The organism is Gardnerella sp. DNF00753 (assembly GCF_049244275.1).
Taxonomy (GTDB): Bacteria; Actinomycetota; Actinomycetes; order Actinomycetales; family Bifidobacteriaceae; genus Bifidobacterium; species Bifidobacterium greenwoodii.
Genome location: NZ_CP058393.1, coordinates 888727 through 911574, shown reverse-complemented (window position 1 = coordinate 911574; position 22848 = coordinate 888727). Strand labels below are relative to the sequence as shown.

At 43.3% G+C, this 22848-nt stretch carries 21 protein-coding genes; 17 read left to right on the top strand and 4 right to left on the bottom strand.

Translation table 11 applies throughout. The annotated features are described in order from the left end of the window. The first annotated feature begins 233 nt into the window (after positions 1–233). From lepA to HXT33_RS03855, 3 genes are all read left to right on the top strand, one after another. Positions 234–2114 (top strand): translation elongation factor 4, encoded by a 1881-nt coding sequence (gene lepA, locus HXT33_RS03865; RefSeq protein WP_421786591.1) that lies wholly within the window; start codon positions 234–236, stop codon positions 2112–2114. Beyond that, on the top strand, positions 2111–3427 hold the full coding sequence (gene hemW, locus HXT33_RS03860) for a radical SAM family heme chaperone HemW (protein WP_421786589.1): 1317 nt from the start codon (positions 2111–2113) through the stop codon (positions 3425–3427). The genes lepA and hemW overlap by 4 nt, the downstream gene beginning before the upstream one ends. Positions 3428–3503: 76 nt before the next feature. Beyond that, positions 3504–3959, top strand: a complete 456-nt coding sequence (locus tag HXT33_RS03855; protein ID WP_421786587.1) for a tripartite tricarboxylate transporter TctB family protein — start codon at positions 3504–3506, stop codon at positions 3957–3959. A gap of 404 nt (positions 3960–4363) precedes the next feature. On the opposite strand, the gene HXT33_RS03850 is transcribed toward HXT33_RS03855, so the two are convergent. The 4 genes from HXT33_RS03850 to HXT33_RS03835 all read right to left on the bottom strand — a co-directional run bounded on the left by HXT33_RS03850 (position 4364) and on the right by HXT33_RS03835 (position 7854). Next, positions 4364–4813 (bottom strand): Panacea domain-containing protein, encoded by a 450-nt coding sequence (locus HXT33_RS03850; RefSeq protein ID WP_421786585.1) that lies wholly within the window; start codon positions 4811–4813, stop codon positions 4364–4366. A 310-nt stretch (positions 4814–5123) separates the two neighbouring features. Continuing rightward, entirely contained in the window at positions 5124–6056 is a 933-nt protein-coding gene (locus HXT33_RS03845; protein WP_004129177.1) for a LysR family transcriptional regulator, read from the bottom strand. 102 nt (positions 6057–6158) lie between these two features. Further along, complete coding sequence (locus HXT33_RS03840; protein WP_421786583.1) at positions 6159–6809, bottom strand: HAD family hydrolase; 651 nt, start codon at positions 6807–6809, stop codon at positions 6159–6161. A 40-nt stretch (positions 6810–6849) separates the two neighbouring features. After that, positions 6850–7854 (bottom strand): ADP-dependent NAD(P)H-hydrate dehydratase, encoded by a 1005-nt coding sequence (locus HXT33_RS03835; RefSeq protein ID WP_421786581.1) that lies wholly within the window; start codon positions 7852–7854, stop codon positions 6850–6852. Positions 7855–8171: 317 nt separating this feature from the next. Between HXT33_RS03835 and HXT33_RS03830 the strand changes: the two genes are divergently transcribed. The 14 genes from HXT33_RS03830 (at position 8172) to purH (ending at position 22813) form a co-directional block, all read left to right on the top strand. Next, positions 8172–9353 (top strand): metal ABC transporter substrate-binding protein, encoded by a 1182-nt coding sequence (locus tag HXT33_RS03830; protein ID WP_421786579.1) that lies wholly within the window; start codon positions 8172–8174, stop codon positions 9351–9353. Between the two features lie 133 nt (positions 9354–9486). Next, entirely contained in the window at positions 9487–10209 is a 723-nt protein-coding gene (locus tag HXT33_RS03825) for a metal ABC transporter ATP-binding protein (RefSeq protein ID WP_116794058.1), read from the top strand. A gap of 5 nt (positions 10210–10214) precedes the next feature. Then, a complete protein-coding gene (locus tag HXT33_RS03820) occupies positions 10215–11147 on the top strand; it encodes a metal ABC transporter permease (protein ID WP_421786577.1) in 933 nt (310 codons plus the stop codon). Beyond that, entirely contained in the window at positions 11148–12008 is an 861-nt protein-coding gene (locus HXT33_RS03815) for a metal ABC transporter permease (protein WP_421786575.1), read from the top strand. Positions 12009–12180: 172 nt separating this feature from the next. After that, a complete protein-coding gene (thrS, locus tag HXT33_RS03810) occupies positions 12181–14211 on the top strand; it encodes a threonine--tRNA ligase (RefSeq protein ID WP_419389049.1) in 2031 nt (676 codons plus the stop codon). A 288-nt stretch (positions 14212–14499) separates the two neighbouring features. Continuing rightward, positions 14500–15156 carry a CDP-alcohol phosphatidyltransferase family protein gene (locus HXT33_RS03805; protein ID WP_421787594.1) on the top strand — a complete coding sequence of 219 codons (657 nt, stop codon included), beginning with the start codon at positions 14500–14502 and terminating at the stop codon, positions 15154–15156. A 61-nt stretch (positions 15157–15217) separates the two neighbouring features. Continuing rightward, a complete protein-coding gene (locus HXT33_RS03800) occupies positions 15218–15976 on the top strand; it encodes a YebC/PmpR family DNA-binding transcriptional regulator (protein ID WP_004137310.1) in 759 nt (252 codons plus the stop codon). A gap of 6 nt (positions 15977–15982) precedes the next feature. Continuing rightward, complete coding sequence (ruvC, locus tag HXT33_RS03795; RefSeq protein WP_004137308.1) at positions 15983–16564, top strand: crossover junction endodeoxyribonuclease RuvC; 582 nt, start codon at positions 15983–15985, stop codon at positions 16562–16564. A gap of 90 nt (positions 16565–16654) precedes the next feature. Next, positions 16655–17278, top strand: a complete 624-nt coding sequence (ruvA, locus tag HXT33_RS03790; RefSeq protein ID WP_421786572.1) for a Holliday junction branch migration protein RuvA — start codon at positions 16655–16657, stop codon at positions 17276–17278. Between the two features lie 37 nt (positions 17279–17315). Continuing rightward, on the top strand, positions 17316–18368 hold the full coding sequence (gene ruvB / locus HXT33_RS03785; RefSeq protein ID WP_308582575.1) for a Holliday junction branch migration DNA helicase RuvB: 1053 nt from the start codon (positions 17316–17318) through the stop codon (positions 18366–18368). A gap of 68 nt (positions 18369–18436) precedes the next feature. Then, on the top strand, positions 18437–18868 hold the full coding sequence (yajC, locus tag HXT33_RS03780) for a preprotein translocase subunit YajC (RefSeq protein ID WP_308582573.1): 432 nt from the start codon (positions 18437–18439) through the stop codon (positions 18866–18868). Positions 18869–18987: 119 nt separating this feature from the next. Then, positions 18988–19569, top strand: a complete 582-nt coding sequence (locus HXT33_RS03775) for an adenine phosphoribosyltransferase (protein WP_119487159.1) — start codon at positions 18988–18990, stop codon at positions 19567–19569. A 90-nt stretch (positions 19570–19659) separates the two neighbouring features. After that, the gene (locus HXT33_RS03770; RefSeq protein WP_421786569.1) at positions 19660–21072 is read left to right on the top strand and encodes a DUF6350 family protein; all 1413 of its coding nucleotides are present in this window, start codon (positions 19660–19662) and stop codon (positions 21070–21072) included. A 25-nt stretch (positions 21073–21097) separates the two neighbouring features. Beyond that, a complete protein-coding gene (purH, locus tag HXT33_RS03765) occupies positions 21098–22813 on the top strand; it encodes a bifunctional phosphoribosylaminoimidazolecarboxamide formyltransferase/IMP cyclohydrolase (RefSeq protein WP_421786567.1) in 1716 nt (571 codons plus the stop codon). The last annotated feature ends 35 nt before the right edge of the window (positions 22814–22848 follow it).

The window sequence follows — 22848 nt, the reverse complement described above, 5'->3', positions numbered from 1 at the left end:
TACATTTGCCGTGTATTTTCCTGGCATTTGTTGTTGTTTCGTCTGTATTTGACTACATTTGCCGTGTATTTTCCCGGCGTTTGTGGTCGTTTTGCCTGTGTGTGACTACATTTGCCGTGTATTTTCCCGGCGTTTGTTTTACTAGACTAGGGTAGTAGAGTTGGTAAGATTAATTACTTGCGTAGCTTGCGCGATTTAATACTATCCGCGTATTTAATAAGGAGATGCTTGCTTTGATTACACCGCATAACCAGCCAGGATTTACGGATCAGTCGTTGATACGCAATTTCTGCATTATTGCGCATATCGATCACGGCAAGTCTACCGTAGCTGACCGCATTTTGCAGCTTTCCGGAATCGTTCCGGAGCGTGAAATGCGTGACCGTTTCTTGGATCGCATGGATATTGAGCAAGAGCGCGGAATTACTATTAAATCTCAGGCTGTTCGTGTTCCTTGGACTTTTGAGGGCAAAGAGTATTCGCTTGGCATGATTGATACTCCTGGTCACGTCGATTTTACTTACGAGGTTTCGCGCGCGCTGGCAGCATGCGAAGGTGCGGTGCTGCTTGTTGACGCAACTCAGGGCATTGAAGCGCAAACGCTTTCTAATCTTTATATGGCAATCGACCACAATTTGACGATTATTCCTGTGCTTAACAAAATCGACTTGCCAAGCGCAGAGCCAGACAAGCATGCTGAAGAAATTGCGGGCTTAATCGGCTGCAAGCCGGAAGATGTTCTACGCGTGTCTGGCAAAACCGGCGAAGGTGTTAAAGACTTACTTGATCAAATTGTGTTGGAAGTTCCAGCCCCAAGCGGAAATCCTGATTCTCCTGCTCGCGCGCTTATTTTTGACTCCGTCTACGATTCGTATCGCGGAATCGTCACCTATATTCGTATGGTTGATGGCGAACTTAAGTCGCGCGAAAAGTTGCATATGATGGGAATCGGCATGACGCACGATCCTATTGAAATCGGCGTTATTAGCCCAGATATGACTCCAACAAAGGCGCTTGGAGCCGGCGAAGTAGGCTACGTAATTACAGGTGCAAAAGACGTTAGCCAGTCTAAAGTTGGCGACACCATTACTAGCGCAGTAAATCCTGCATCTGAGCCTTTGTATGGCTACCGCGACCCTAAGCCTATGGTTTATGCGGGTCTTTTCCCAATTGATAACGCTCAATTCCCAGAACTTCGAGATGCTCTTGACAAGCTAAAACTTAACGACGCTGCTCTTATTTACGAGCCAGAAACGTCTGTTGCATTAGGCTTCGGTTTCCGTTGCGGATTCTTGGGTCTTTTGCACATGGAGATTGTTTCCGAGCGTTTAAGTCGCGAGTTTGGCTTGGATCTTATTTCTACCGCCCCAAACGTAACTTACGACGTTACTAGCGAAGACGGCAGCGAACATCACGTAACGAATCCTAGCGAGTTTCCTGAAGGGAAAATTAAGCGCATTATTGAGCCGATGGTTGCGGCAGATATTATTACGCCTAAAGAATTTATTGGTGCTGTAATGGATTTGTGCCAGGAGCATCGCGGAGAAATGGGCACAATGGAATACATTAGTGCCGACCGTGTGGAAATGCACTACAGAATTCCTCTTGCAGAAATCGTTTTTGACTTCTTCGATCAGCTCAAAAGCCGCACAAAAGGCTACGCTTCTCTTGACTACCACGAGGATGGTGAGCAGGCTGCTGACCTTGTGAAGGTTGATATTCTTATTCAGGGAGATAAGGTCGACGCTTTTAGTGCGATTGTGCACCGAGATAAGGCTTATTCTTACGGCGTTATGATGACGAAGAAGCTTCGCGGTCTTATTCCTCGTCAACAGTTTGAGATTCCAATTCAGGCGGCAATCGGCTCGCGTATTATTGCGCGCGAAACTATTAGCGCGCTTCGAAAAGACGTGCTCGCAAAATGCTACGGTGGCGATATTACGCGTAAGCGCAAGCTTTTGGAAAAGCAGAAGGCTGGCAAGAAGCGCATGAAGATGCTCGGACACGTTGAAGTTCCGCAGGAAGCATTCGTTGCGGCTTTGGCTACTGATGAGAGTGCAAATGACAGAGATACTAAAGATAAAATTCGCGCAGCGCAAAAGTCTGAAGGATGAGTTTAGAGTTGGATGCTGAATTAAATAAATCAGCTACGCAAACTACAATCATGCCTTTTGAAGTGTACGTGCATGTGCCGTTTTGCTTGCGTCGATGTGGTTACTGCGATTTTAACACGTATACTGCGCTTGATTTGGGTGAGGGAGCAAGTCGCGAAGGCTATGCCGACGTTGCGATTCAAGAGATGCGTCTTGTTAAAAAATGGCAGGAATATCACGGGATTTTCGAGCCTAAAGCGCAATCTGTTTTCTTCGGCGGAGGCACTCCAACAGTTCTTAAAGCGCATGACTTAGTGCGAATTTTGCAGGAAATACGAAACTTGTGGGGATTGAAAACTGGTGCGGAAATCACTACTGAAGCAAACCCAGATACTGCAGATGAGTCTTATATTCAGGAGCTTGCAGAAGGCGGATTTACGCGAATATCGTTCGGTATGCAATCAGCTGTGCCGCATGTGCTAAAAACGCTTGATCGCACGCATACGCCAGAAAACGTAGAGCGCGGAGTTAAAGCTGCAAATGCTTGCGGTTTGCGTTCAAGTGTTGACTTGATTTATGGCGCTCCGGGGGAGAGTTTAGACGATTGGCGAAAGTCGGTAGAAATGGCTTTGAAGCTGGGCGTAAACCACGTTTCTGCATACGCGCTAACGGTAGAGCCGCGCACAAAAATGGGTCGTCAAATTGCTGCTGGAACAATTCAAGCGCCAAACGACGATGATGAAGCAGCAAAATACGAGTTAGCAGACGAGCTTTTTAGTTCTGCTGGATTAAAGTGGTATGAGATTTCTAATTGGGCGCGCACCGGTTTTGAATCTCAGCACAATCTTGGCTACTGGCGAAACATTGATTGGGCTGGAATTGGTCCTGGAGCGCACTCTCACTACAATGCGGCGAGCGCTCTTAGCAAGCAAAGTGTTGATTCGGATGCTAAAGAAGCGAATCCTAATCAAGAATACAATTTGCGCGCATGGGATATTTTGCATCCAAAACGCTGGGCTCAGGCTATTAACGCAGGAAACGTGCCGTGGCAAAACTACGAGTGCATAAACGCTGAAGACGCGCTAATTGAAGAAGTAATGCTTGGGTTGCGCATTAGGGAAGGGCTTAATATTTCGCAATTGTGCGCAAAGATGCGTGAAACTAATCAGGTGTTCGACGATTCGCATTTGCAAAAAGTGGTACGCGAAGTGTGCAAGGAAGACTTGGCAGAGTTGCACGAAAATCGCATTATTGCAACGCGCAAAGGTAGGCTGCTCAACGATTTATTAATAGAAAGAATCGTTGACGCGTGTGAAGAAGGCCTTACGTGCTAAAATAGTGCGTATTGTGTGAGTTTTGTGCAATAGATGCGTTGTATGCGAAAATTTCAGCGTAGAAAGGAACTTAATCATGGCAAACCGCAAAGAGCGTCGCGCAAGGGATAAGCGGAATCGTAGGGGTATTCCTTCGCAGTATGATGAAACGAAAGGTCGCGCTCGCGGCGGAATGATTGACGAATATAATCTTCAAGAGCGTTCTCGCAAGCTTCAAGAAAAGGGTGCTGGTCCTTGGAAGCCAACTTCTAATGTGACGGCTGAAGAAGAAAAAATTGCCCGAAACATTCGCAGAGCTGAATCAGGCGACGATACTTGGAACGCAGTTCGTAAGGTTATTGGCGTTTTCTCTTGGGCTGTGATTTTGATTTCTGCATTCGCATTTTTGGTGATTATGTGGCAGCCAAGCCAGCCGATTGCGCTCGTTATAACTATTGCAGTGCTGTTTGCTTTGGGCGTGTTTGGGCTGTTCTTTAGCTTTAGCAACGCTAAACGCAATCCGCGCCTAGATGAGCACGGCACCGCGCTTTAGGTGTACTTATAAATAAAACTGTTTTTAATAATTAAGGCGGGCACTTGCTAATAACAACGTGCTCTCCTTAGTTGTTTTCTTTTGCAGCTTACCCCAATATTGTCGCATACTGATACAATGAATTTATTGCCTATCTCTTCGGAGGATATGGAAGTTGGAGCCGGAATTGCCTGAGTATCTTGGGCGCCGGCTCCTGCGATATCTAGAGTCATGTGCCAAATGCAAAACACTGTTAATATCTCAGCTAACGAACTGAGAAAACAACGCTAATCGGCAAAACACTGTTAATATCTCAGCTAACGAACTGAGAAAACAACGTTCACAACCCAAACACTGTTACTAACTCAGTTAGCAGACTGAGAAAACAACGGTAATTGACCAAACCGCTCCTCGCCAAACCGCGCCTACACAACAGGATGATTTACGTAATAGTCGTGAATAGACTTCTTGGAAATTATTTCCTCGCTGCCTTGATTCGCAGGTATGCCTATTCTGGCGCTAATCCACGGATTTTCTTTGTGCGTTCTTTCGCTTAGCTGATTTCCGGTAAGATTTCCAAGCTTCGCGCACACTTCCTCTATGATTTTCACCTGCTCATCTTCCAAATCTGCGCATCTTTCTGGAAGAGAAATCAGTAGTTCTTCTCTGCGAATTGTAAATCTTCCTCGATGCCTGTTGAATAATTCCAGTGAGACTGGACCGTTTGTCCAAGCCTCAAAATCTTCCGGGAATAGCGACAATCCGGTTGTGGCTAAGCTGTGCGCTTGAGAATAATATACAAGCTTCTGCAGTTTCATGGTTGTCATTGGCCCCATAATTTCCAATATTTTTGCCGCTACGTTAATAATGCTCATCGCGCACCTCCTTTTCTTTGCGGCGAATTAATAGAGATTTTATGAATAGCAAAAGTGGGCGTCAATTCGATTAAAGAAATGTGGATAACTTTTAGCGTTTTTGATTGCTGATTGCTGATTGCTGATTGCTAAAATTAATCGCGCGCAGTTAACGCATAACGTATTAGCTGCGAGCGTATTTATGTGTTGTGCGTCTTAACCTCGCGCTGCGTACACTACAATACATTACACTACTTTGAGTTGCTTCTCTTTGTTTTGCATTGATTGCGCAATGTAAATGTAATTGATTGCGCAATGCATATGTTTATATCTAATTTTGCGAATCAATAAGCGTGTAGCCATGCCTTGTTATTACAGACTTAAGCTGAGTAAGGTAGGCGAGTGAGGCTTTAGAAAGTTTAGTTCTTTCGTTGGTAATCCAGCCAACAAGCATAGTGTCGTCACATTCTAGCGGAATTGTAACGATTTTTTCGTTGTTCAAGTCGCCGTTGTTAATTCCAGTGCAAATTGTGTAGCCGTTTAGTCCAATAATAAAGTTCAGGATTGTTGCGCGGTCGGAAACGTTGATTTTTTTCGGCGGACGAGTTGGCCACACTGCTTCCTCTGCAAAGAAGAAGCTTCCTTCTTCTCCCTGCTCGTACTGAATGAACGGGTATGGTTTCAAGTCTTCCAAGCTCAGGCTTTTGTGAGCTGCAAGAGGATTGTTTCTGGAAAGAAAAACGTGCAATTTTGCTCGGAAAAGAGGGTGGAATTCCAAATGTTTTTCGCGAAGCAGCTTGCCAATTACATCCTTGTTGTAGTCCGAAAGGTACAAAAGTCCAAGATCTGCGCGCATATCGCTTACTTGCTTAATAATATTTTTTGTGCGCGTTTCACGAATAGAAAACTCGTATTCGTCGGAATTTATGCTACGAATCATATCAACAAATGCTTCAATAGCGAACATGTAGTGTTGTGTTGCAACGCTGCACAATTGTGGGCGTGGCTTTGTGCTTTTGTAGCGTTCCTCAAGCAAATCAGCTTGCTCAATGACTTGTCGTGCGTATGTTAAAAATTCTGCACCGTCGGAAGTTAAAACAATTCCTTGAGTTGATCTTGTAAAAATCTCAATATTTAGCTCACGTTCAAGCTCTTTTACAGATGAACTCAGTGCAGGCTGTGAAATATAAAGTGCTCGCGCTGCTTCGTTCATTGAACCGCAGTCGACGATTTTCACAATATATTTCAGCTGTAACAAAGTCATATTGAGCTTCCTTTATAAACTTTTGTAAGTTGAGTAGTAGTGAGTTAAATAAGAGCCGGTAACGAATTTAGCAAAAGGCATCGCCATGCGAATTTGCAAAAATTAAAGTTCAACACCAATTGATGCTAAATCTTTACGCGCCTGCTCGGCTGTTGTAAAAACAAAACCGTGCATGCCAACAGCGTGGGCTCCGTCAATATTTGCAGGCTTGTCGTCAAAGAATACTGTGTGTTCGGCTTCGAGATTAAATCTGCTCATTGCAAGCTCAAAAATTTCCGGCTGTGGCTTGTGTAAATGTTCAACTCCAGAAATAATAGTGCCCTGCAAAAGCGTTGAAAGTTTCGGGAATTTTCTAAGGGCCAGTGGGAAAGTTTCACTCGACCAATTCGTAAGTCCCCACACTCCGTAGCCTGCTTTTTGTAAATCGTGAAGTAAATCAACCATTCCTGGCATCATTCGCGTTAAAACCTGATCATAATTTGCGCAATACCAACGGAATGCTTCGGCAAGCTCGCTTCCAAATCTGCGTTCATATTCTGGCATAAGATCTTTCAAAAGCTCGCCACCGTCCATGCGGTCTTCAAACTCGTAGAATCCTGCTAAATCATTTTTTCCAAAGCTTCCGTTAGGGCAGATTGTGTCAACTAAATTCGGGAACTGTTTTTGCAAGCAATTGCGGCAATTCCATTCGAGTAGAACTCGGCAATAATCAAACATAACGTCGTGAATTTTAAGCGGTTTTGTGTTGTTCATACTGATATGTGCTTTCTTTTAGTAGTTTCTAGTTTGCAAGTTACTTTATATTTATAAGAATCCCAAGTACGTGGGGAAGTGCGCTAATTATGTCGCTTGCCACAATTGGGTGTTCTAAAGCTAACGGCTTTTTTGCTTTTAACATATCTTGCACGAGCTGAGCGTAGCTATTTCCTCCGCTGCTTCTAGAAGCAAATACTGCGCAAATTCCGTGAATTACTGCTGCACTTGCTGCAATAAATGCGTAGTTTGTGCGGCTTTCGTCTTGCTTTTCGCGCTGTGCAAGTAGAGCCCCTAAAATTCCTGCTAACACATCCCCAGATCCTGCAGTTGCAAGCCAAGTTGGGCCGTACTGAGCAACGTATATTGGCGTATGAGTGTAGCTTGGAGAGGCAACGACTGTTTTAGCGCCTTTAACAAGCACGGTTGCTCCAGTAAGATCTGCTGCTTTTTGAGCGTACTCAACAGGATTTTGCAATATTTCCTGAGCGCTTATTTCTAAATCGTATCTTTTAAACAGTGAGCTTAATTCGCATGCGTGTGGTGTTAAAACTACTTTTGTGCAAACTTTTTTAGGAAGTAAATCTAAAGCTCCAGCGTCTACACATATTGGGGGGAGTGCACTTTGTGATTGCGATTGTGATTGCGATTGAATATTGCTTGATTGGCTTTCGTTTTCATAGTTTTTAAGTATGTTCGCAATTTGTTCTCTTTGTTCTTGTGCGCTTTCGCTGTTGCAATGTTCGGCGTCAGGTATGCCAGAGCCGACTGTTATTGCGTCAACTTTTCCTTGCAAATTTTGCGATGCTACTACTTCTGGTGAAGCCTGTAATACTAAGTTTTGTGCTCGAAGAGGGCCTGAATAACGAACCATTCCAATATTTGAATATGCCGCTGCGCGAGTGCTTAATACAGCAGCTCCCGGATACTCGTTAGATCCAGTGATTACGCCTAAAACTCCTCTAGAATACTTATTGCTGGATTGATTCGGTATTTTTAGGCATTTGCTAGCATCTTTTGTTGCTAAATTTACAAGTGGGCTCATATATATGATTGTAGTAAATATTTGCGATTGGTGCGCTATGTTTTATCGATTGTATATTCGATTGTAATTCGTTTGTATATACACTATGTGACGTCAGAATGCAAGAAAAATCGTGATTATAACAGACGAAAATTTTGCGACACGCGCTTTTATAAAAAATATAAAGAAATTTTTGAAATATTGTTGACCCTCATCCATATTTTATTTAAGCTATAAGCGTTATTGCGAATGATTATTTTTTTCATGAACAATTTTTCATGGCTACTTTACGCAATCAACCCATGCAATAACAGTAAAGATTCCCGAAAGGAACGAGTGTGAAAACTTCACGAATTTTCGCAACTGCCGCTGCGGTTGCACTTTTAGCTACTTCTATGAGCGCTTGCGGCTCTTCTAAAACTGCAGAAAACAATACAAAAGGCAATCAGGTAAACGTAGTGGCAACAACAACGCAAATTTGCGATTACGTAACACAAATTGCGTCAACTGCAGACGCAAATTCTGGTTTAAGCCTTAATAAAACCGATTCTCAGGGCAAAAAGTCTGTAATCGGAGCTCCAGCAAACAAAGCAAAGTCAACAATTAACTTGACTTGCTTGCTTGCACCAAATGCTTCTGCTCACGAGCACGAAATGACTCCAGCGCAGTCTAAGGCTCTTTCAAAAGCTGATTTGATGCTTGTTTCTGGCGTTGATCTTGAGCACTTCTTGGATCAGGCTGTAGAAGCAACCGGATTTAAGGGAACAATGGGCGTCACATCCGGTATTCTTACCGCAGACGAAATCAAAGATCCAAAGGCGCAAGCTGCTAAAGAAAAGAATCTTCCTTATAAGGTTGACCGCGGTATTGCTAAAGTTCATGCCGAGAAGTGGCCATTCCCGCCAGAAGAAGGCGAGAAGGAGCCTGAATTCCAGTACGATCCGCATATTTGGACAAGTGCCAAGAATACTATGATTCAGGTTAAGAATATTGGTGCATTCTTAGGCAAGGCTCTTCCTGCAAGCAAGCCGATTTTCGACGAGCATGTTGAAAAGTTCGTTAAGGCTTTGACGGATTTGGACGCTTGGGCAACTAAAGCTTTGAACAGTGTTCCACAAGAGCATCGCGTACTCTTTACTTCTCACGACGCATTCGGTTACTTCTCTCGTGACTACAATGTGAAGTTTATTGGTGCAGCACTTTCTGACTTTAACAGCCAGCAGGATGCAACAGCAGATCATATTAAGCAGGCTGCAGAAGATGTTAAAAAGTCTGGTGCTGTGGCAATCTTTGCAGAAAACTCCAACAATTCCAAGTCAATTAAGGCTGTGGCTGCAGCTGCAGGTGTAAAGGCTGTTATTGGCGACGACGCACTTTATGGAGATTCTCTTGGACCAGTCGGATCTGCTGGTGAAACCTACATCGGTTCCATTGTTCACAATGTTGAAACATTGGTGAAGGCTTGGAACGGTAAGGTTCCTGAACTTCCAGATTCAGTCAAAACTGCATTGAAGAAGTAACATACAAATAACAGTAAAAATAACAGTATCGTAACAGTAACTTTAGTCGCGAAAGCAAGAAGTTACTGTTACGAATACTTATTATTAATAAACTGAAAAGACTGGAAATATAGTGAATAAGAGCGTCCTTGCAATGAAAAATTGCAGCCTTGCTTACGGTTATAAAACCGTGGTCACAGGTATTAACGGTAGTGTTGAGCCTGGAGAGGCTTTGGCTCTAATAGGGCCTAATGGTTCTGGAAAAACAACGTTTTTGCAAGCCATTATTGGGATTGTGCGCGTAAGTCACGGCGAACTTAGCATGCCAAAAGCTTTGTCTATTGGCTATGTGCCTCAGCAGGTTGATTTGGACTTGACTTTCCCGATTACTGCTCGTCAGGTTGTTGCCATGGGATTGAGCAGAAAAACTGGATTCCTCGGTTTGCTTAAAAAAGATCAAAAACAAGCCGTTGAGGACGCTCTTAATCACGTTGGATTGCTTAACCGCGCGGATGTTCGTTTTGGTGATCTTTCGGGCGGTCAGCGCCAGCGCATTTTACTTGCGCGTGCTATTGTTGCCAAACCAACTTTGATTCTTCTTGACGAACCATTTAACGGTTTAGATGAGCCAAATCGTCGTGAGCTTCTTAATATTATGAAAGCCGCTAAGCAAGAGGGAATAGCTTTTGTTGTTTCTACTCACGACTTGGTAATTGCGGATGCTATTTGCGAAAAAGCGTTACTTTTGGCTGGTCGCCAAGTTGCGTTTGGTCCGCTTAAAGAAGTTATGACGAAAGAAAATATTACTTGCGCATACGGCGGAAGCATGCCTGCCGCTTCTGCAGGTCTTACTTTTTCGGAAATTGCGGAAGGCTGATTTAAATGCTTGCCCAATTAGTCGAGTTATTAAGACAATCGTTGGAATCAATTCCAGGCTTTGATTTTATTGCTTCTGCTCCTTACATTTTCCGCCCATTCTGTCTTCTTATAGTTCTTTCCATAGCTAGCGGAATTGTTGGAGTATTTGTAAATCTTCGTTGTGCAGAATTTAATGCGGAAGCTATAGTTCACGGCATTTTCCCAGGAATTGTGGTCGGAGCTTTATACGGTGGCATCAATCGTATTATTCCGGGTGCTGCAATTTGCGCAATATTTTTAGTTGCAGCTCTTGTATGGGCTTCTCGCTCGGCTAGAATTAACGAGTCTGTTATTGCTACTGTTCTTACGACTTTCTTTGCGCTCGGCGTAGTAATTTCGCTTAAAAAAGGCGATATGTCTGGGCAGCTTGAATCGCTTATGTTTGGCAGACTTCTTGACGTAACAGACGAGCGCATGACTCAAGCTATGTTGATTTGTATTTTTGCAATTATTGTTATGTTAGCCACATGGAAGCAGCAGATTATAGTTGCTTTTGATCGCGCAAGCGCTCCTCTTATGGGTGCTAACACTTTGCTTGTTGACATTGTGCTAAACGTTGGAATCGCGGCAGTTGTTGTTTCAGCATCTTCTGCGGTTGGTGTTCTTCTTGTTATTGGATACCTTGTTATTCCGGGTGCTAGTGCTCGATTAGTTTCGCGCACTGTTTCTGGCATGGTCTCTGTTGGTATTGTTGTTGGTATTGCAGGCGTTTTGCTTGGAATGTACGCTATGAATCTTGAGCTGGATCATCCTGTTTCTCCTCAGGCTGCAATTGCTTTAAGTATGTGTGCAATGTTTGTTGTTGTGCTTATATTGCGATGGGCTTTCCGCTTTGTTTCCTCAATAATTCCGGCGCATGAATCAAATAAATCAATCTTAAAAAAGCAGGGAGCTTAAATGGTAAGTATTTGGCAAATTATTGCGCTCCCGATTGTTGAGGCGATTGTAGTTGGCGCATTATGTGGTTTCGTAGGGTCTTTAGCTCTTCTAAATCAGCGCATATTCTTTACTGAATCTATTACGCATGCAGCTTTTCCTGGAGCTGTTCTTGGAGTAGTCTGCACATCTTTATATACGATTGATCAGAATGTGCTTTCCTTAGGATTATTTATTGGGGCTGCAATTGCGTGCGTATTTCTTTCGTTAGTAATGCACGCACTTTCGCATATTAAAGGTATTTCTTCTCAGGCTGCTGCTGGAATTACTCTTACTGTTGGTTTTGCTAGCGGATATTTTTTGAATAAGTGGTTTGCGCCTTTACCGCTTCGTATTGAAGGATTTTTAACCGGATCTTTGCTTAATTGCACTCCTGCAGACGTTGCCTCAGCCTCTGTAGCTTTCTTGCTTGCTTTAGGATTGTGGATTTTTAATTCTGCTAATCTTGTGCACTGCTCTTTTGATCCTATCAATTACCGCGCTGCAGGCGGAAAATCTGATTTTATACAAGGCATGGTTTTAGCTTTAATCATTATTACAGTTTCTGTTATTATTCCAGCTGTTGGAACGGTTGTTTCGGTATCTCTTATTGCTGCTCCTGCCGCAGCTTTAAAATCAAGAATCGCCTCTATCAATAAATTTGTGCTTGCTTGCGTACTTTCGTCTATTTTAATTGCGCTCACTGGCTTGGCACTTGCTGTAATATTAAAGCTTTCAGCAGGAGGAACTATTGCTATTTGCGCTGGAGCTTTCTTCCTTCTAACTAAACTTGTTGAGCGGATTGTTTACGGCATTTGCAAGTGCAAATCTATTACAGCATAGTTGAAGTCTTACGAGTGTCCTAAAGTATCAATGAATTGCGCGTGAAAAATGCGCGCGATTGACGTCGTTTTTTGCGTTTAATTTAATAAAATTTTAACCGCATGAAATTCGACGCCACACAAGTCCAGGTCTGCACATTAGTAACGCAAGACCCCGATAGAAAAGGACAATTATGGCTGAAAATACCATCTCCATCACCGTAAACGAGGAACGCAAGGAGGTGGATGCAAGCTTCACTGGCGTTGAACTTTTCGCGGAAGATAAGAATATTATTGCCGTGCGTTTAAATGGCGAGTTGCGTGATTTGTACACGCCTCTTCATAACGGCGATACCGTGGAATCAGTAGCACTTGATAGTGAAGATGGCATCGCAATCATGCGTCATTCCGCTACTCACGTGATGGCTCAAGCTGTTCAAGAAATTAGACCAGACGCAAAGTTGGGCGTTGGTCCTGTAATTAAAGACGGCTTCTACTACGATTTCGATGTTGATACTCCATTTACGCCAGACGATTTGAAGCAAATCGAAAAGCATATGCAGCGCATTATTAAAGAATCTCAAAGCTTCCGCCGCCGCGTTGTAACAGAAGACGAGGCGCGTGCTGAAGAAGCAAATCAACCTTATAAGTTGGAGTTGATTGGAGATAAAGAAGCTGCTCTTGATCCAGCTGCTGCTGGCGAAATCAGCAAGCACGAGCTTAGCATGTACGACAATTTGGATCGCGAAGGCAATAAAGTTTGGAGCGATCTGTGCCGCGGACCTCACTTGCCAAACACTCGCTATATTAAGGCTTTTAAGCTTGAGCGTGTGGCTGCAGCCTACTGGCGTGGCTCGGAGCAGAATCCTATGCTTCAGCGCATTTACGGTACTGCATGGCCTAGCAAGGAAGAGCTTAAAGCTTACACAACTCGCATGGAAGAAGCCGCTAAGCGCGACCACCGTAAGCTCGGCCAAGAGATGGATTTGTTCTCCTTCCCAGATGAGATTGGCCCAGGCTTGGCAGTGTTCCATCCAAAGGGTGCTGCAATTATTAACGCAATGGAAGATTATTCGCGCGAGCAGCATCGCAAGCACCACTACAGCTTTGTGCAAACTCCGCACATTACTAAGGGTGGATTGTACGAGACTTCCGGCCACTTGCAGTGGTACAAGGATGGCATGTATCCTGCAATGAAGCTTGACGAAGAGCGCGACGAAAACGGTAACGTAACTCGCCAAGGTGCTGACTACTATTTGAAGCCAATGAACTGCCCAATGCATAATTTGATCTTCAAGTCTCGCCAGCGTTCGTACCGTGAGCTTCCTTTGCGCTTGTTCGAGTTTGGTACCGTGTATCGCTACGAAAAGTCTGGCGTTGTGCATGGCTTAACTCGCGTGCGTGGCTTGACTCAGGATGATTCGCATATTTACTGCACTCGCGAGCAGATGCGCGACGAGTTGAAGAGCTTGCTCAACTTTGTGCTTGGCCTTCTTAAAGACTTCGGTTTGAACGACTTCTACTTGGAGCTTTCCACTAAGGATGAGCACAAGTTCGTTGGTTCCGACGAGATTTGGGAAGAAGCAACAAACACTTTGGCTGAGGTTGCTAAAGAATCTGGTTTGGAGCTCGTGGACGATCCAGGTGGAGCTGCATTCTACGGTCCGAAGATCTCTGTGCAGGCTCGCGACGCAATCGGCCGCACTTGGCAGGTTTCTACTATTCAGCTTGACTTCAACTTGCCTGAGCGCTTTAAGTTGGAGTACATTGCGGCTGACGGTAGCCACCAGCGCCCGGTTATGATTCACCGTGCACTCTTTGGCTCTATTGAGCGCTTCTTCGCGATTTTGCTTGAGCATTACGCGGGCGCGTTCCCAGCATGGTTAGCTCCAGTTCAAGTAACTGGCGTTCCTGTTGCAGACGAGTTCGCTCCGCACTTGCAAAAGTTTATTAGCGATTTGGAAGAGAACATGGTTCGTTGCGAAATGGACAGCTCTGACGATCGCTTTGGTAAGAAGATTCGTAACGCTTCCAAGTCTAAAGTGCCTTTCACTTTGATTGCTGGCGAAGAGGATGTGAACAACAATGCTGTGAGCTTCCGCTTCCGCGATGGCAGCCAATTGAACGGCGTTCCTGTTGCTCAAGCTAAAGAGTGGATTCTTTCCATTATTAAGCAGCGCGTTCAGGTCAATACTGCTGAAGATTTCGAACGTTACACTAAGTGATTTAAGTTATAACTTAGGTTCTAACGTAAGTTTCGGTGTAAGCTGAATCTTTAACTAAAAAGCCCACACTTCTTAACGTTGTGTGGGCTTCTTTATATCTAAATCTCTACACCGTTACTTTTTCAGTTCGTTAGCTGAGTTAGTAACGGTGTTTTGCTTATTACCGTTACTTTTTCAGTTCGTTAGCTGAGTTAGTAACGATGTTTGTATCTTCTTACAGCCGCATGGTTAGTATAAAAGTGTTGTTTGAACACAAGTTTTATTTGCGAGCGCAGGAAGGTTGATTCAATGTTGGAATCGTTACGCAGTGGTTTTAAGCGTGTTATTGATCCTGTTGCAAAATTGTTGGTTCGCCTAGGCGTAAGCGCTAACGCTGTAACAGTTGTTGGCACATTAGCAGTAGTTGTTATATCTTTCGTAACGGCTTTTACAGGACAACTTTTTGCAGGAGCAATATTTCTTACGATTTTCGTACTTGCAGACGGTTTGGATGGCTCAGTTGCTGCACTAACTACTGGTGGCACTCGTTTCGGCGCATTTCTTGACTCAACTCTTGACCGTATTGCAGACTGGTCTTTATTTATGGCAGTGTTCATTTGCTTGTGGCGTGAAAATAATAAAAATGTGTGCATTTGGATGCCGTCCGTTATTGGAATGTCGTTAAAATACGCTGGATTATTTACTTGTTTGATTGCGCTTATGGCTGCTTTCGTAACTTCGTACACTCGCGCTCGCGGTCAGTCAATTTCGGTTGATCCTAAAAGTGGATTGATTACTAGAGCAGATCGTGTGGCTCTAATTCTTGTTGCTATTGGATTATCTGGTATAACTAATCAACTTTTCTGGTTAAGTTGCGCAATGATATTGCTTTCTATTGGTGGTATTGTGACTGTTATTCAGCGTATTCTCGAAGTAAAGCATGGTCTTCAACAAAAAGATAAGTAAAATTGTCGCGAAAGCGCAATAAAATCGTTTCGTTTGATTAATTGTACATTTTAGGAGTATCATGTCAGGTCATTCCAAGTGGGCGACTACCAAGCATAAGAAGGCCGCTATCGACGCAAAGCGTGGCAAGCTTTTTGCCAAGCTTATTAAGAACATTGAAATCGCTGCTCGTTTGGGCGGTGGAGATCCTGATGGTAACCCTACGTTGTACGATGCCATCGTTAAAGCTAAGAAGGCTTCTATGCCTGCCGATAACATCAAGCGCGCGGTGAAGCGTGGATCTGGTGAAGAAGCTGGCGGCGCTAACTACGAGGAGATTGTTTACGAAGGTTACGCTCCTGCAGGTGTTGGCTTGATTATTGAATGTCTTACCGATAACCGCAATCGTGCTGCTGCTGACGTTCGTTCCACTCTTACTAAGGGTAACGGCTCTTTGGCAACAAGCGGTTCTGTGAGCTTCAACTTTGAGCGTAAGGGCTTGATTGAAGTTCCATCCGAAGGCGTTGATTACGATAAGCTTTTCGAAGTTGCTGCAGAAGCTGGTGCTGAGGATGTAGCTGACGATGGTGATGTGTACTCCGTTTACACTGATTCCAGCGATTTGGTTACCGTTCGTAAGGCTTTGCAGGATGCTGGTTTCGACTACGATTCTGCAGATATTATTATGCATCCAAATAACGAAGTTGAGTTAAGCTTTGAAGATGCTCAGAAGGTTTCTCGTTTGATTGATAATCTAGACGACCTTGATGATGTTCAGAATATTTACAGCAACTGGACTGCATCGGATGAAGTTATGGCTCAGCTTGAGGAAGCAGAATAATTTCATATGTTGATTTTGGGCGTTGACCCCGGGCTTACACGCTGCGGGGTCGGCGTGATTGAAGCCGGCGTTTCGCGTCGGCTTTCTTTTATTCACGTCGATGTACTGCGATCTGATCCAAATCTTTCTCAAGATTTGCGTTTGCTTAAGATTTACAATGGTTTAGTTGAAAAGATTGAGCGTTTTTCTCCGGATGCTGTTTCTATTGAGCGTGTTTTTGCTCAGGAAAATCTAAATACTGTTCTAGGCACTGCTCAAGTCGCTGGTCTTGCTATGCTGGCTGCTGCTCAACGCAATATTCCAGTCGCTTTGCATACTCCTACTGAGGTTAAGCTTGCTGTTGCTGGCAACGGCAAGGCGCAAAAGCCTCAGGTTGAGCGCATGGTTGCTCGTCTTCTTGGTCTTAATATGCTTCCAACTCCGGCTGATGCGGCTGATGCTTTAGCTCAGGCAATTTGTCATGCTCTTCGTCCGGAAGGGGCTTTGCAAGGCGGCGAGCGTGAGCAGCATTTAACGCCAGCTCAAAAACAGTGGGCTTTAGCTCAGCGTGCGGCTCGCGGTGTATCTTCTGTCTCTCGAGGCATGTAGGATACCAATAGAACAGATGTTCTATTGTCTGTTTTTTGACTTGTTTGCTGCGTTGTGCTGTGAGCTTTTATTGCTGGAAGGTGAGCGTTTATGATTGGTATGCTTGTTGGTCAAGTAGCGTCTGTTGATGCTCGCACTGCTCTTATTGTTGTTTCAGGCGTTGGTTACGAAACTTATATGCCTTCTCAAGATTTGTCTTCTTTGCATGAGGGGCAGGAAGTTCGTGTTTATACTTCTATGCAGGTTTCTCAGGACTCAATAACTTTATACGCTTTTACAACTCAAGCTGCTAAACGCATGTTTTTGCAGGTTCAAAAAGTAAGTGGTATTGGTCCTAAAGTTGCGCTTTCAATTCTTTCTACTCTTAATGTCGATCGTCTTTTGAAAGCTATTTCCGAAGGAGATGTTACTGCTCTTTCTTCCGCGCCAGGCTTGGGTAAAAAAGGTGCTCAGAAGATTATTCTGGAGCTTAAAGGTTCTATTGATCTTAACAGTTTATCTGCAGACGTCTCTGACGCTTCAAGCGTCAAAACTATTGATACTGGTATTAGCGCCGTAATTGATGGTCTTGTTTCTCTTGGTTGGCGTCAATCGGATGCTCAAAAAGCTGTTGAGCAAGTTTGCGCTGAAAATAATATTGTTGCTCCTGTAACTGAAGCAGATATGCCTAATGTTTTGCGCATGGCATTAACTTTGTTAGATAGGGGCAGATGATTATGTTGTTTAAAAATAAAGCATTGGGGGAGTTGAAATGAGTGATGAATATGCATCTGCACTAAATACTGGTGTTTCGGAAGATTCTTTGCGCATGGTTTCTTCTGCTCCTTTAGCTAATGAGCAGCTTAGTGATGAGGAGCTTCGTCCGCGCGCTTTAGAAGGTTTTATTGGCCAGCCTTTACTTAAAGCACAGTTGCAACTATTTTTGGATGCGGCCAAAAAGCGCGATGTTCCGCCTGATCACATGCTTTTGGCTGGTCCTCCAGGTTTGGGCAAAACTACTCTTGCAATGATTGTTGCAAATGAGCTTCAAGTTCCTATTCGTATTACTTCCGGTCCTGCTATTCAGCATGCTGGAGATTTAGCTTCTATTCTCAGCGCTTTGGACACTGGCGAAGTTTTGTTTATTGACGAAATTCACCGTCTTCCGCGTGCTGCCGAAGAGTTGCTTTATATTGCGATGGAAGATTTTCGCGTTGACGTTATGGTTGGTAAAGGTCCTGGAGCATCTTCAATACCGCTTACTTTGCCACGTTTTACAGTAGTTGGCGCTACTACTCGCGAAGGCATGCTTCCTTCTCCATTGCGCGCTCGCTTTGGCTTTACAGCTCACCTTGATTTTTATCCTCACGAAGAGCTAGAAAAGCTTATTGAACGTTCGGCTAAAGTTCTTGGAATTAATCTTAAAGATCAGGCTGCTAAAGAATTATCTTTGCGATCTCGTGGAACTCCTCGTATTGCGAATCGTTTACTTAGGAGAGTGCGCGACTGGGCGATTGTTCACGACTTGGATTGTGTAAATCAAGATGCTGTTGTTGAAGCTTTAGCATTGTATCAAATTGATACTCAGGGTTTAGATAGGCTCGATATTGCAGTTCTAAAAGCAATGGTTTGCCAATTTAATGGAGGACCGGTTGGTCTTAATAATTTGGCTGCAATGGTAGGTGAAGAAGCGGAAACTGTTGAAACTGTTTGCGAGCCGTATTTGGTTCGTGAAGGATTCTTAATTCGTACACCTAAAGGTCGTGTTGCGACTGTTAAAGCTTGGGAGCATTTGGGTTTGAAAGCTCCTAGTAATGTCAGCTAGATGGCTTAAAATAATTGTCTTGGACGGCATTTCGGCCGTCTTATGGTTGGACACTTAAGGAGTTTATTGTGCCTCAATTTTTCCAGCAGTACGGTCTTCTTATTGCGCTTATCGTAGTAATGGTTGTTATGATGTGGTTCCAAACTCGCAATGCTAAAAAGCGTCAGAATGAAATGCGTTCATTCCATGAATCTTTGCAGCCAGGTACTGAGGTTATTACAATCGGCGGAATTATTGGCAAGATTGTAAGCGTAGATATGCAGTACGAAGAAATTGTTATTGATTCTGAAGGTAGCTTAATGCGCGTGTCCTTTAGAGCTGTAAACAGGTTGTATGTGCGTCCTGCATTTATTAGCGACGAAGAAGCTGAAGCAAACGAAAAAATGGAAGCCAAAGCTGATATCGAAGAAACTGATAAACAAGATGTTTCTGAGCCAACTGCTAAGTCCACTGAAGAAGACAGCGCAATAGCGGGTCTCATGACGACTGCTATAAATTAATTATGTAATACTTGAAGTTGTGATGTGTGATGCGGTTCATGCTTCACACATCACACGAACATGCGTATACTTTCCTCATATTCTTAAAAACAGGTTGCAACGAAAAGAACGTTAGGATTATGACAACAACGGATATTACAGCAAAATCGTTGAGAACAGTAAGTAAAGATGATTCAGATTATCTTGCTTCATTAATTCGTACCGTTCCGGGATTTCCAAATCCGCGTATTATATTCCGCGATTTTCTACCAATATTTTCTAACGCACGCGCTTCTCGTATTCTTGTTGACTCTTTAGTAGACGCTTTGCCTACTGAGCCTGATTCAATCGACTTAATTGCTGGTCTTGAAGCTCGCGGCTTTCTTTTCGGCCCACTTTTAGCAGAACGTTTAGGCAAAGGTTTTCTTGCTATTCGTAAAGCTGGTAAGCTTCCGCCTCCAGTTATTAGCGAATCTTATATGCTTGAATACGGTCAGGCTAGTATTGAAATCGAAGATGATGCTATTAAACCTGGCCAGCGTGTTCTTATTGTAGATGATCTTATTGCAACTGGAGGAACTGCTAAAGCAGCTGCAAATATTGTTAAAAAAGCTAAAGGGCAAGTTGCAGGATTTAGTTTCGTGATTGAACTTACTGGCATTAGTGGAATGAACGATTTAGAGGATTATCCGTGCAGCAGTTTAATGACTATGCCTGCGTAGAGTTTAGCAAAATATAAACAATTTAAAGCAGTAGGATTATTTTACTACGATTAGTTTTGCACGTTTGAAATAGTACTGAAAGGATAAGCTATGGTTGAAAAACTTAAGTCATCCTTAATCAGTGTATCTAAAGGTGTAATTACTCCGTTTATTGTAATTTTTGTTTTTTCTCTTACAATAGGACTTTTCTTATCTCTTACTTTACTTATAGTTTCTATTGAAGAAGGAACCGGTAATCTTTCTGATTCCGCAATGTCTATGACTTGGGCTGTATTTATGTTCGCTCAAGGAATTGGTCTTACTTTTGACAATTGTGTGCTAACAATAACTCCTTTAGGCTTAACAATTTTGCTTATAGCTTCCCTTTCTAGCCTAATTAGAAAAGTTGAAGGCGGCTCTACAGCATACGTAACAGGTACCGTATTTTGGGTTGCTGTTAACGTAATTCTTTCGCAAAATACGCATATAACTTTGGTTGATTCTGTTCCTGTTATTATTTTCAAAACAGCTTTAATATACTTAATATCTTTGTTTATTGCTGTTTTCCCTCGCAGCTTAGTTTATAAAACTCTTAAGCAGCGTTATAAACAAATGTGTCCTGAATTTGCTCAAAAAAATATTCGCATAATTAAACGATCATCAGTTATTTTATTTGCAATATACTCGGCTGTAGCGTTAGTAACTGTAATAGTTTGGTGCTGCACGAATATCGGTTCTGTTAATTCTTTCTTCATAAAACTCGGTATGCAAAACGGTTCGCGTATTCTTACGTCAATTGCATGCCTAGTGTGGTTGCCAAATATAGCTATCTGGGCTTTGTCTTGGATTTGCGGAGCAGGATTTAGTATTGGGAAAGTTGCGCATTTTACTTTGGCTTCTTCAATGCGTAAATCTTTGCCACCTGTGCCAGTTTTTGGAATATTTCCCGAATCAGTATCCGATTCTTTATACCGAAACGCAATATTGAGTATTATTCCAATAATTTGTTTTGCGGTAATACTTTTAGCAATATTGCATAAACGCGGTTGTGGCTTGCGTTTGAAAAATATTAAAGATAAAGAAGAGCTTAAAGCTTTTGCCATAGGTTTAGCTCAGGCAGCTGCAGTAAGTATTTGCATCGCTTCTTTAATAACAATTATTTTTACTATTGTTTTTGCTTTAGCCAACGGATCTTTAGGAGAGTACAGGCTTTCTTTTGTTGGAGTTGACATTGTTGAAAGCACTAGGGCTGTAGGCCATCTTACTCTTTATGCTGTTTGTGCAGCGTGGCTTATTGCAGCTCTTGGAATATTGTTATCTTGTGCAATTCGTTACCTTTTTTCTATGCTGCTTAATAAAAATTCTGCGCAAAACAAAACTTTTAATATTGAAGCTGAAGCTACTTCTGATCCTGCAGAAGATAATACAAATAAAACAGATACCGAATTAATACAACGAAAATCACCTTTGTCTTTGAAAAAAGCCGCTCCTAGAACGGTTTCATCAAAGACCAAAATAAAATAAATTCCTCACTACTATTTTAGGAAGGATGACCGCCGTGCAACAGACACATAGCCAAGAATCAAATGCAAATGTTCTGATAACCACAGGGGGAAGGTCGGTTCGACGAGTTCTTGTTTCGGTTTTTCATAAAGAAGGACTTGAAACTCTCGCTAAAGCATTTATTCAGGCAGGTACTCAAGTAGTGTCAACCGGTTCAACAGCGTCAAAGCTTATAGAACTTGGTGTAAAAGTTACTGAAGTTTCTGCAGTCACTGGATTTCCAGAAAGCTTAGATGGTAGGGTAAAAACTTTGGATCCGCATATTCATGCAGGAATTTTAGCGGATATGAATAATGCGGATCATGTAAAGCAGCTTGAAAATCTTAATATAAAGCCGTTTGATGCAGTCGTTGTTAACCTTTACCCATTTGTGGATACGGTAATGAGCGGCGCGGATCGAGATTCTATTATTGAAAAAATTGATATTGGTGGACCTTCTATGATTAGGGCTGCTGCTAAGAATCACAAATCTGTTGCAGTTATTACGGATCCTAAAGACTACCAGCTTCTTGCAGACCGTATTATTTCCGGAGAAGGTTTTAGTTTGCAAGAGCGTGAGTATCTTGCTGCAAAAGCTTTTGAGCATACTGCGGCTTACGATGCTGCTATTTCTCAGTGGACTACAACTGCATGGCCAAAGCCAGAAAGTCTTAGCGCAATTAAGGAAGATACTGAAAGCAATGCAGAAAACAATGCTGCAAGTAATACTGAAGCAGCAAAGAAATGCATTTCGCTTCCTTCAAACTACACGCGCACCTGGCGTTTGGAACATGAGCTTCGCTACGGTGAGAATCCTCATCAGCAGGCTGGATTGTATGTTGATCCATTGCATAAGGGCGGTTTAGCTCAATCTGAGCTTCTTGGCGGAAAACCTATGAGCTACAACAATTATGTTGATGCGGATGCTGCTTGGCGTGCGGTTTGGGATTTTGCTCCACAAATTGCTGTTGCTGTTTGCAAGCATAATAATCCTTGCGGCTTGGCAATTGGAGCTACTGCAGCTGAGGCTCATAAAAAAGCTCACGCTTGTGATCCTGTAAGCGCTTACGGTGGTGTAATTGCCGCAAACACTACGGTGACTTTGGAAATGGCAGAAAGTGTTCGCCCAATTTTCACAGAGGTTATTGTGGCTCCAGACTATGAGCCAGAGGCTTTGGAATTGCTTCGCACTAAGAAGAAGAATCTTCGCATTCTGAAGGTTGCAACTCCGCCTGTTTTGGATTTGCAAGTGCATCCTATTGACGGCGGTGCTTTAGTGCAGTCGGCAGATAAGATTGACGCTTTTGGAGACAATCCAGAAAACTGGACTTTGGTTTCCGGTGATCCTGCAGACGTTGATACATTGCGCGACTTGCAATTTGCGTGGCGCTCGCTTCGTTGCGTAAAGTCTAACGCTATTTTGCTTGCGCACGACAATGCTACTGTTGGCATTGGCATGGGTCAGGTTAATCGCGTGGATTCTTGCCATTTGGCTGTTGAACGCGCTAACACTTTGGCTGACGGAGTTGAGCGTGCTAAGGGAGCTGTTGCAGCTTCCGATGCGTTCTTCCCATTCGCTGACGGTCCTCAGATTCTTATTGAAGCGGGCGTTAGTGCAATTGTTCAGCCAGGCGGCTCTATTCGCGACGAGGAAGTGTTCGAAGCTGCTCGTAAAGCCGGAGTAACAATGTACGTAACTGGCACTCGTCACTTCTTCCACTAAATTCTCGTAATTTAGTAAGTAAGTAAAATAAGTAA

Bases quoted from the DNA above. Each gene is read 5' to 3' on its own strand.
- hemW (WP_421786589.1), top strand. From the start codon at position 2,111: ATGAGTTTAGAGTTGGATGCTGAATTAAATAAATCAGCTACGCAAACT.
- HXT33_RS03855 (WP_421786587.1), top strand. From the start codon at position 3,504: ATGGCAAACCGCAAAGAGCGTCGCGCAAGGGATAAGCGGAATCGTAGG.
- HXT33_RS03850 (WP_421786585.1), bottom strand. From the start codon at position 4,813: ATGAGCATTATTAACGTAGCGGCAAAAATATTGGAAATTATGGGGCCA.
- HXT33_RS03845 (WP_004129177.1), bottom strand. From the start codon at position 6,056: ATGACTTTGTTACAGCTGAAATATATTGTGAAAATCGTCGACTGCGGT.
- HXT33_RS03840 (WP_421786583.1), bottom strand. From the start codon at position 6,809: ATGAACAACACAAAACCGCTTAAAATTCACGACGTTATGTTTGATTAT.
- HXT33_RS03835 (WP_421786581.1), bottom strand. From the start codon at position 7,854: ATGAGCCCACTTGTAAATTTAGCAACAAAAGATGCTAGCAAATGCCTA.
- HXT33_RS03825 (WP_116794058.1), top strand. From the start codon at position 9,487: ATGAAAAATTGCAGCCTTGCTTACGGTTATAAAACCGTGGTCACAGGT.
- HXT33_RS03820 (WP_421786577.1), top strand. From the start codon at position 10,215: ATGCTTGCCCAATTAGTCGAGTTATTAAGACAATCGTTGGAATCAATT.
- HXT33_RS03815 (WP_421786575.1), top strand. From the start codon at position 11,148: ATGGTAAGTATTTGGCAAATTATTGCGCTCCCGATTGTTGAGGCGATT.
- thrS (WP_419389049.1), top strand. From the start codon at position 12,181: ATGGCTGAAAATACCATCTCCATCACCGTAAACGAGGAACGCAAGGAG.
- HXT33_RS03805 (WP_421787594.1), top strand. From the start codon at position 14,500: ATGTTGGAATCGTTACGCAGTGGTTTTAAGCGTGTTATTGATCCTGTT.
- HXT33_RS03800 (WP_004137310.1), top strand. From the start codon at position 15,218: ATGTCAGGTCATTCCAAGTGGGCGACTACCAAGCATAAGAAGGCCGCT.
- ruvC (WP_004137308.1), top strand. From the start codon at position 15,983: ATGTTGATTTTGGGCGTTGACCCCGGGCTTACACGCTGCGGGGTCGGC.
- ruvA (WP_421786572.1), top strand. From the start codon at position 16,655: ATGATTGGTATGCTTGTTGGTCAAGTAGCGTCTGTTGATGCTCGCACT.
- ruvB (WP_308582575.1), top strand. From the start codon at position 17,316: ATGAGTGATGAATATGCATCTGCACTAAATACTGGTGTTTCGGAAGAT.
- HXT33_RS03775 (WP_119487159.1), top strand. From the start codon at position 18,988: ATGACAACAACGGATATTACAGCAAAATCGTTGAGAACAGTAAGTAAA.
- HXT33_RS03770 (WP_421786569.1), top strand. From the start codon at position 19,660: ATGGTTGAAAAACTTAAGTCATCCTTAATCAGTGTATCTAAAGGTGTA.
- purH (WP_421786567.1), top strand. From the start codon at position 21,098: ATGACCGCCGTGCAACAGACACATAGCCAAGAATCAAATGCAAATGTT.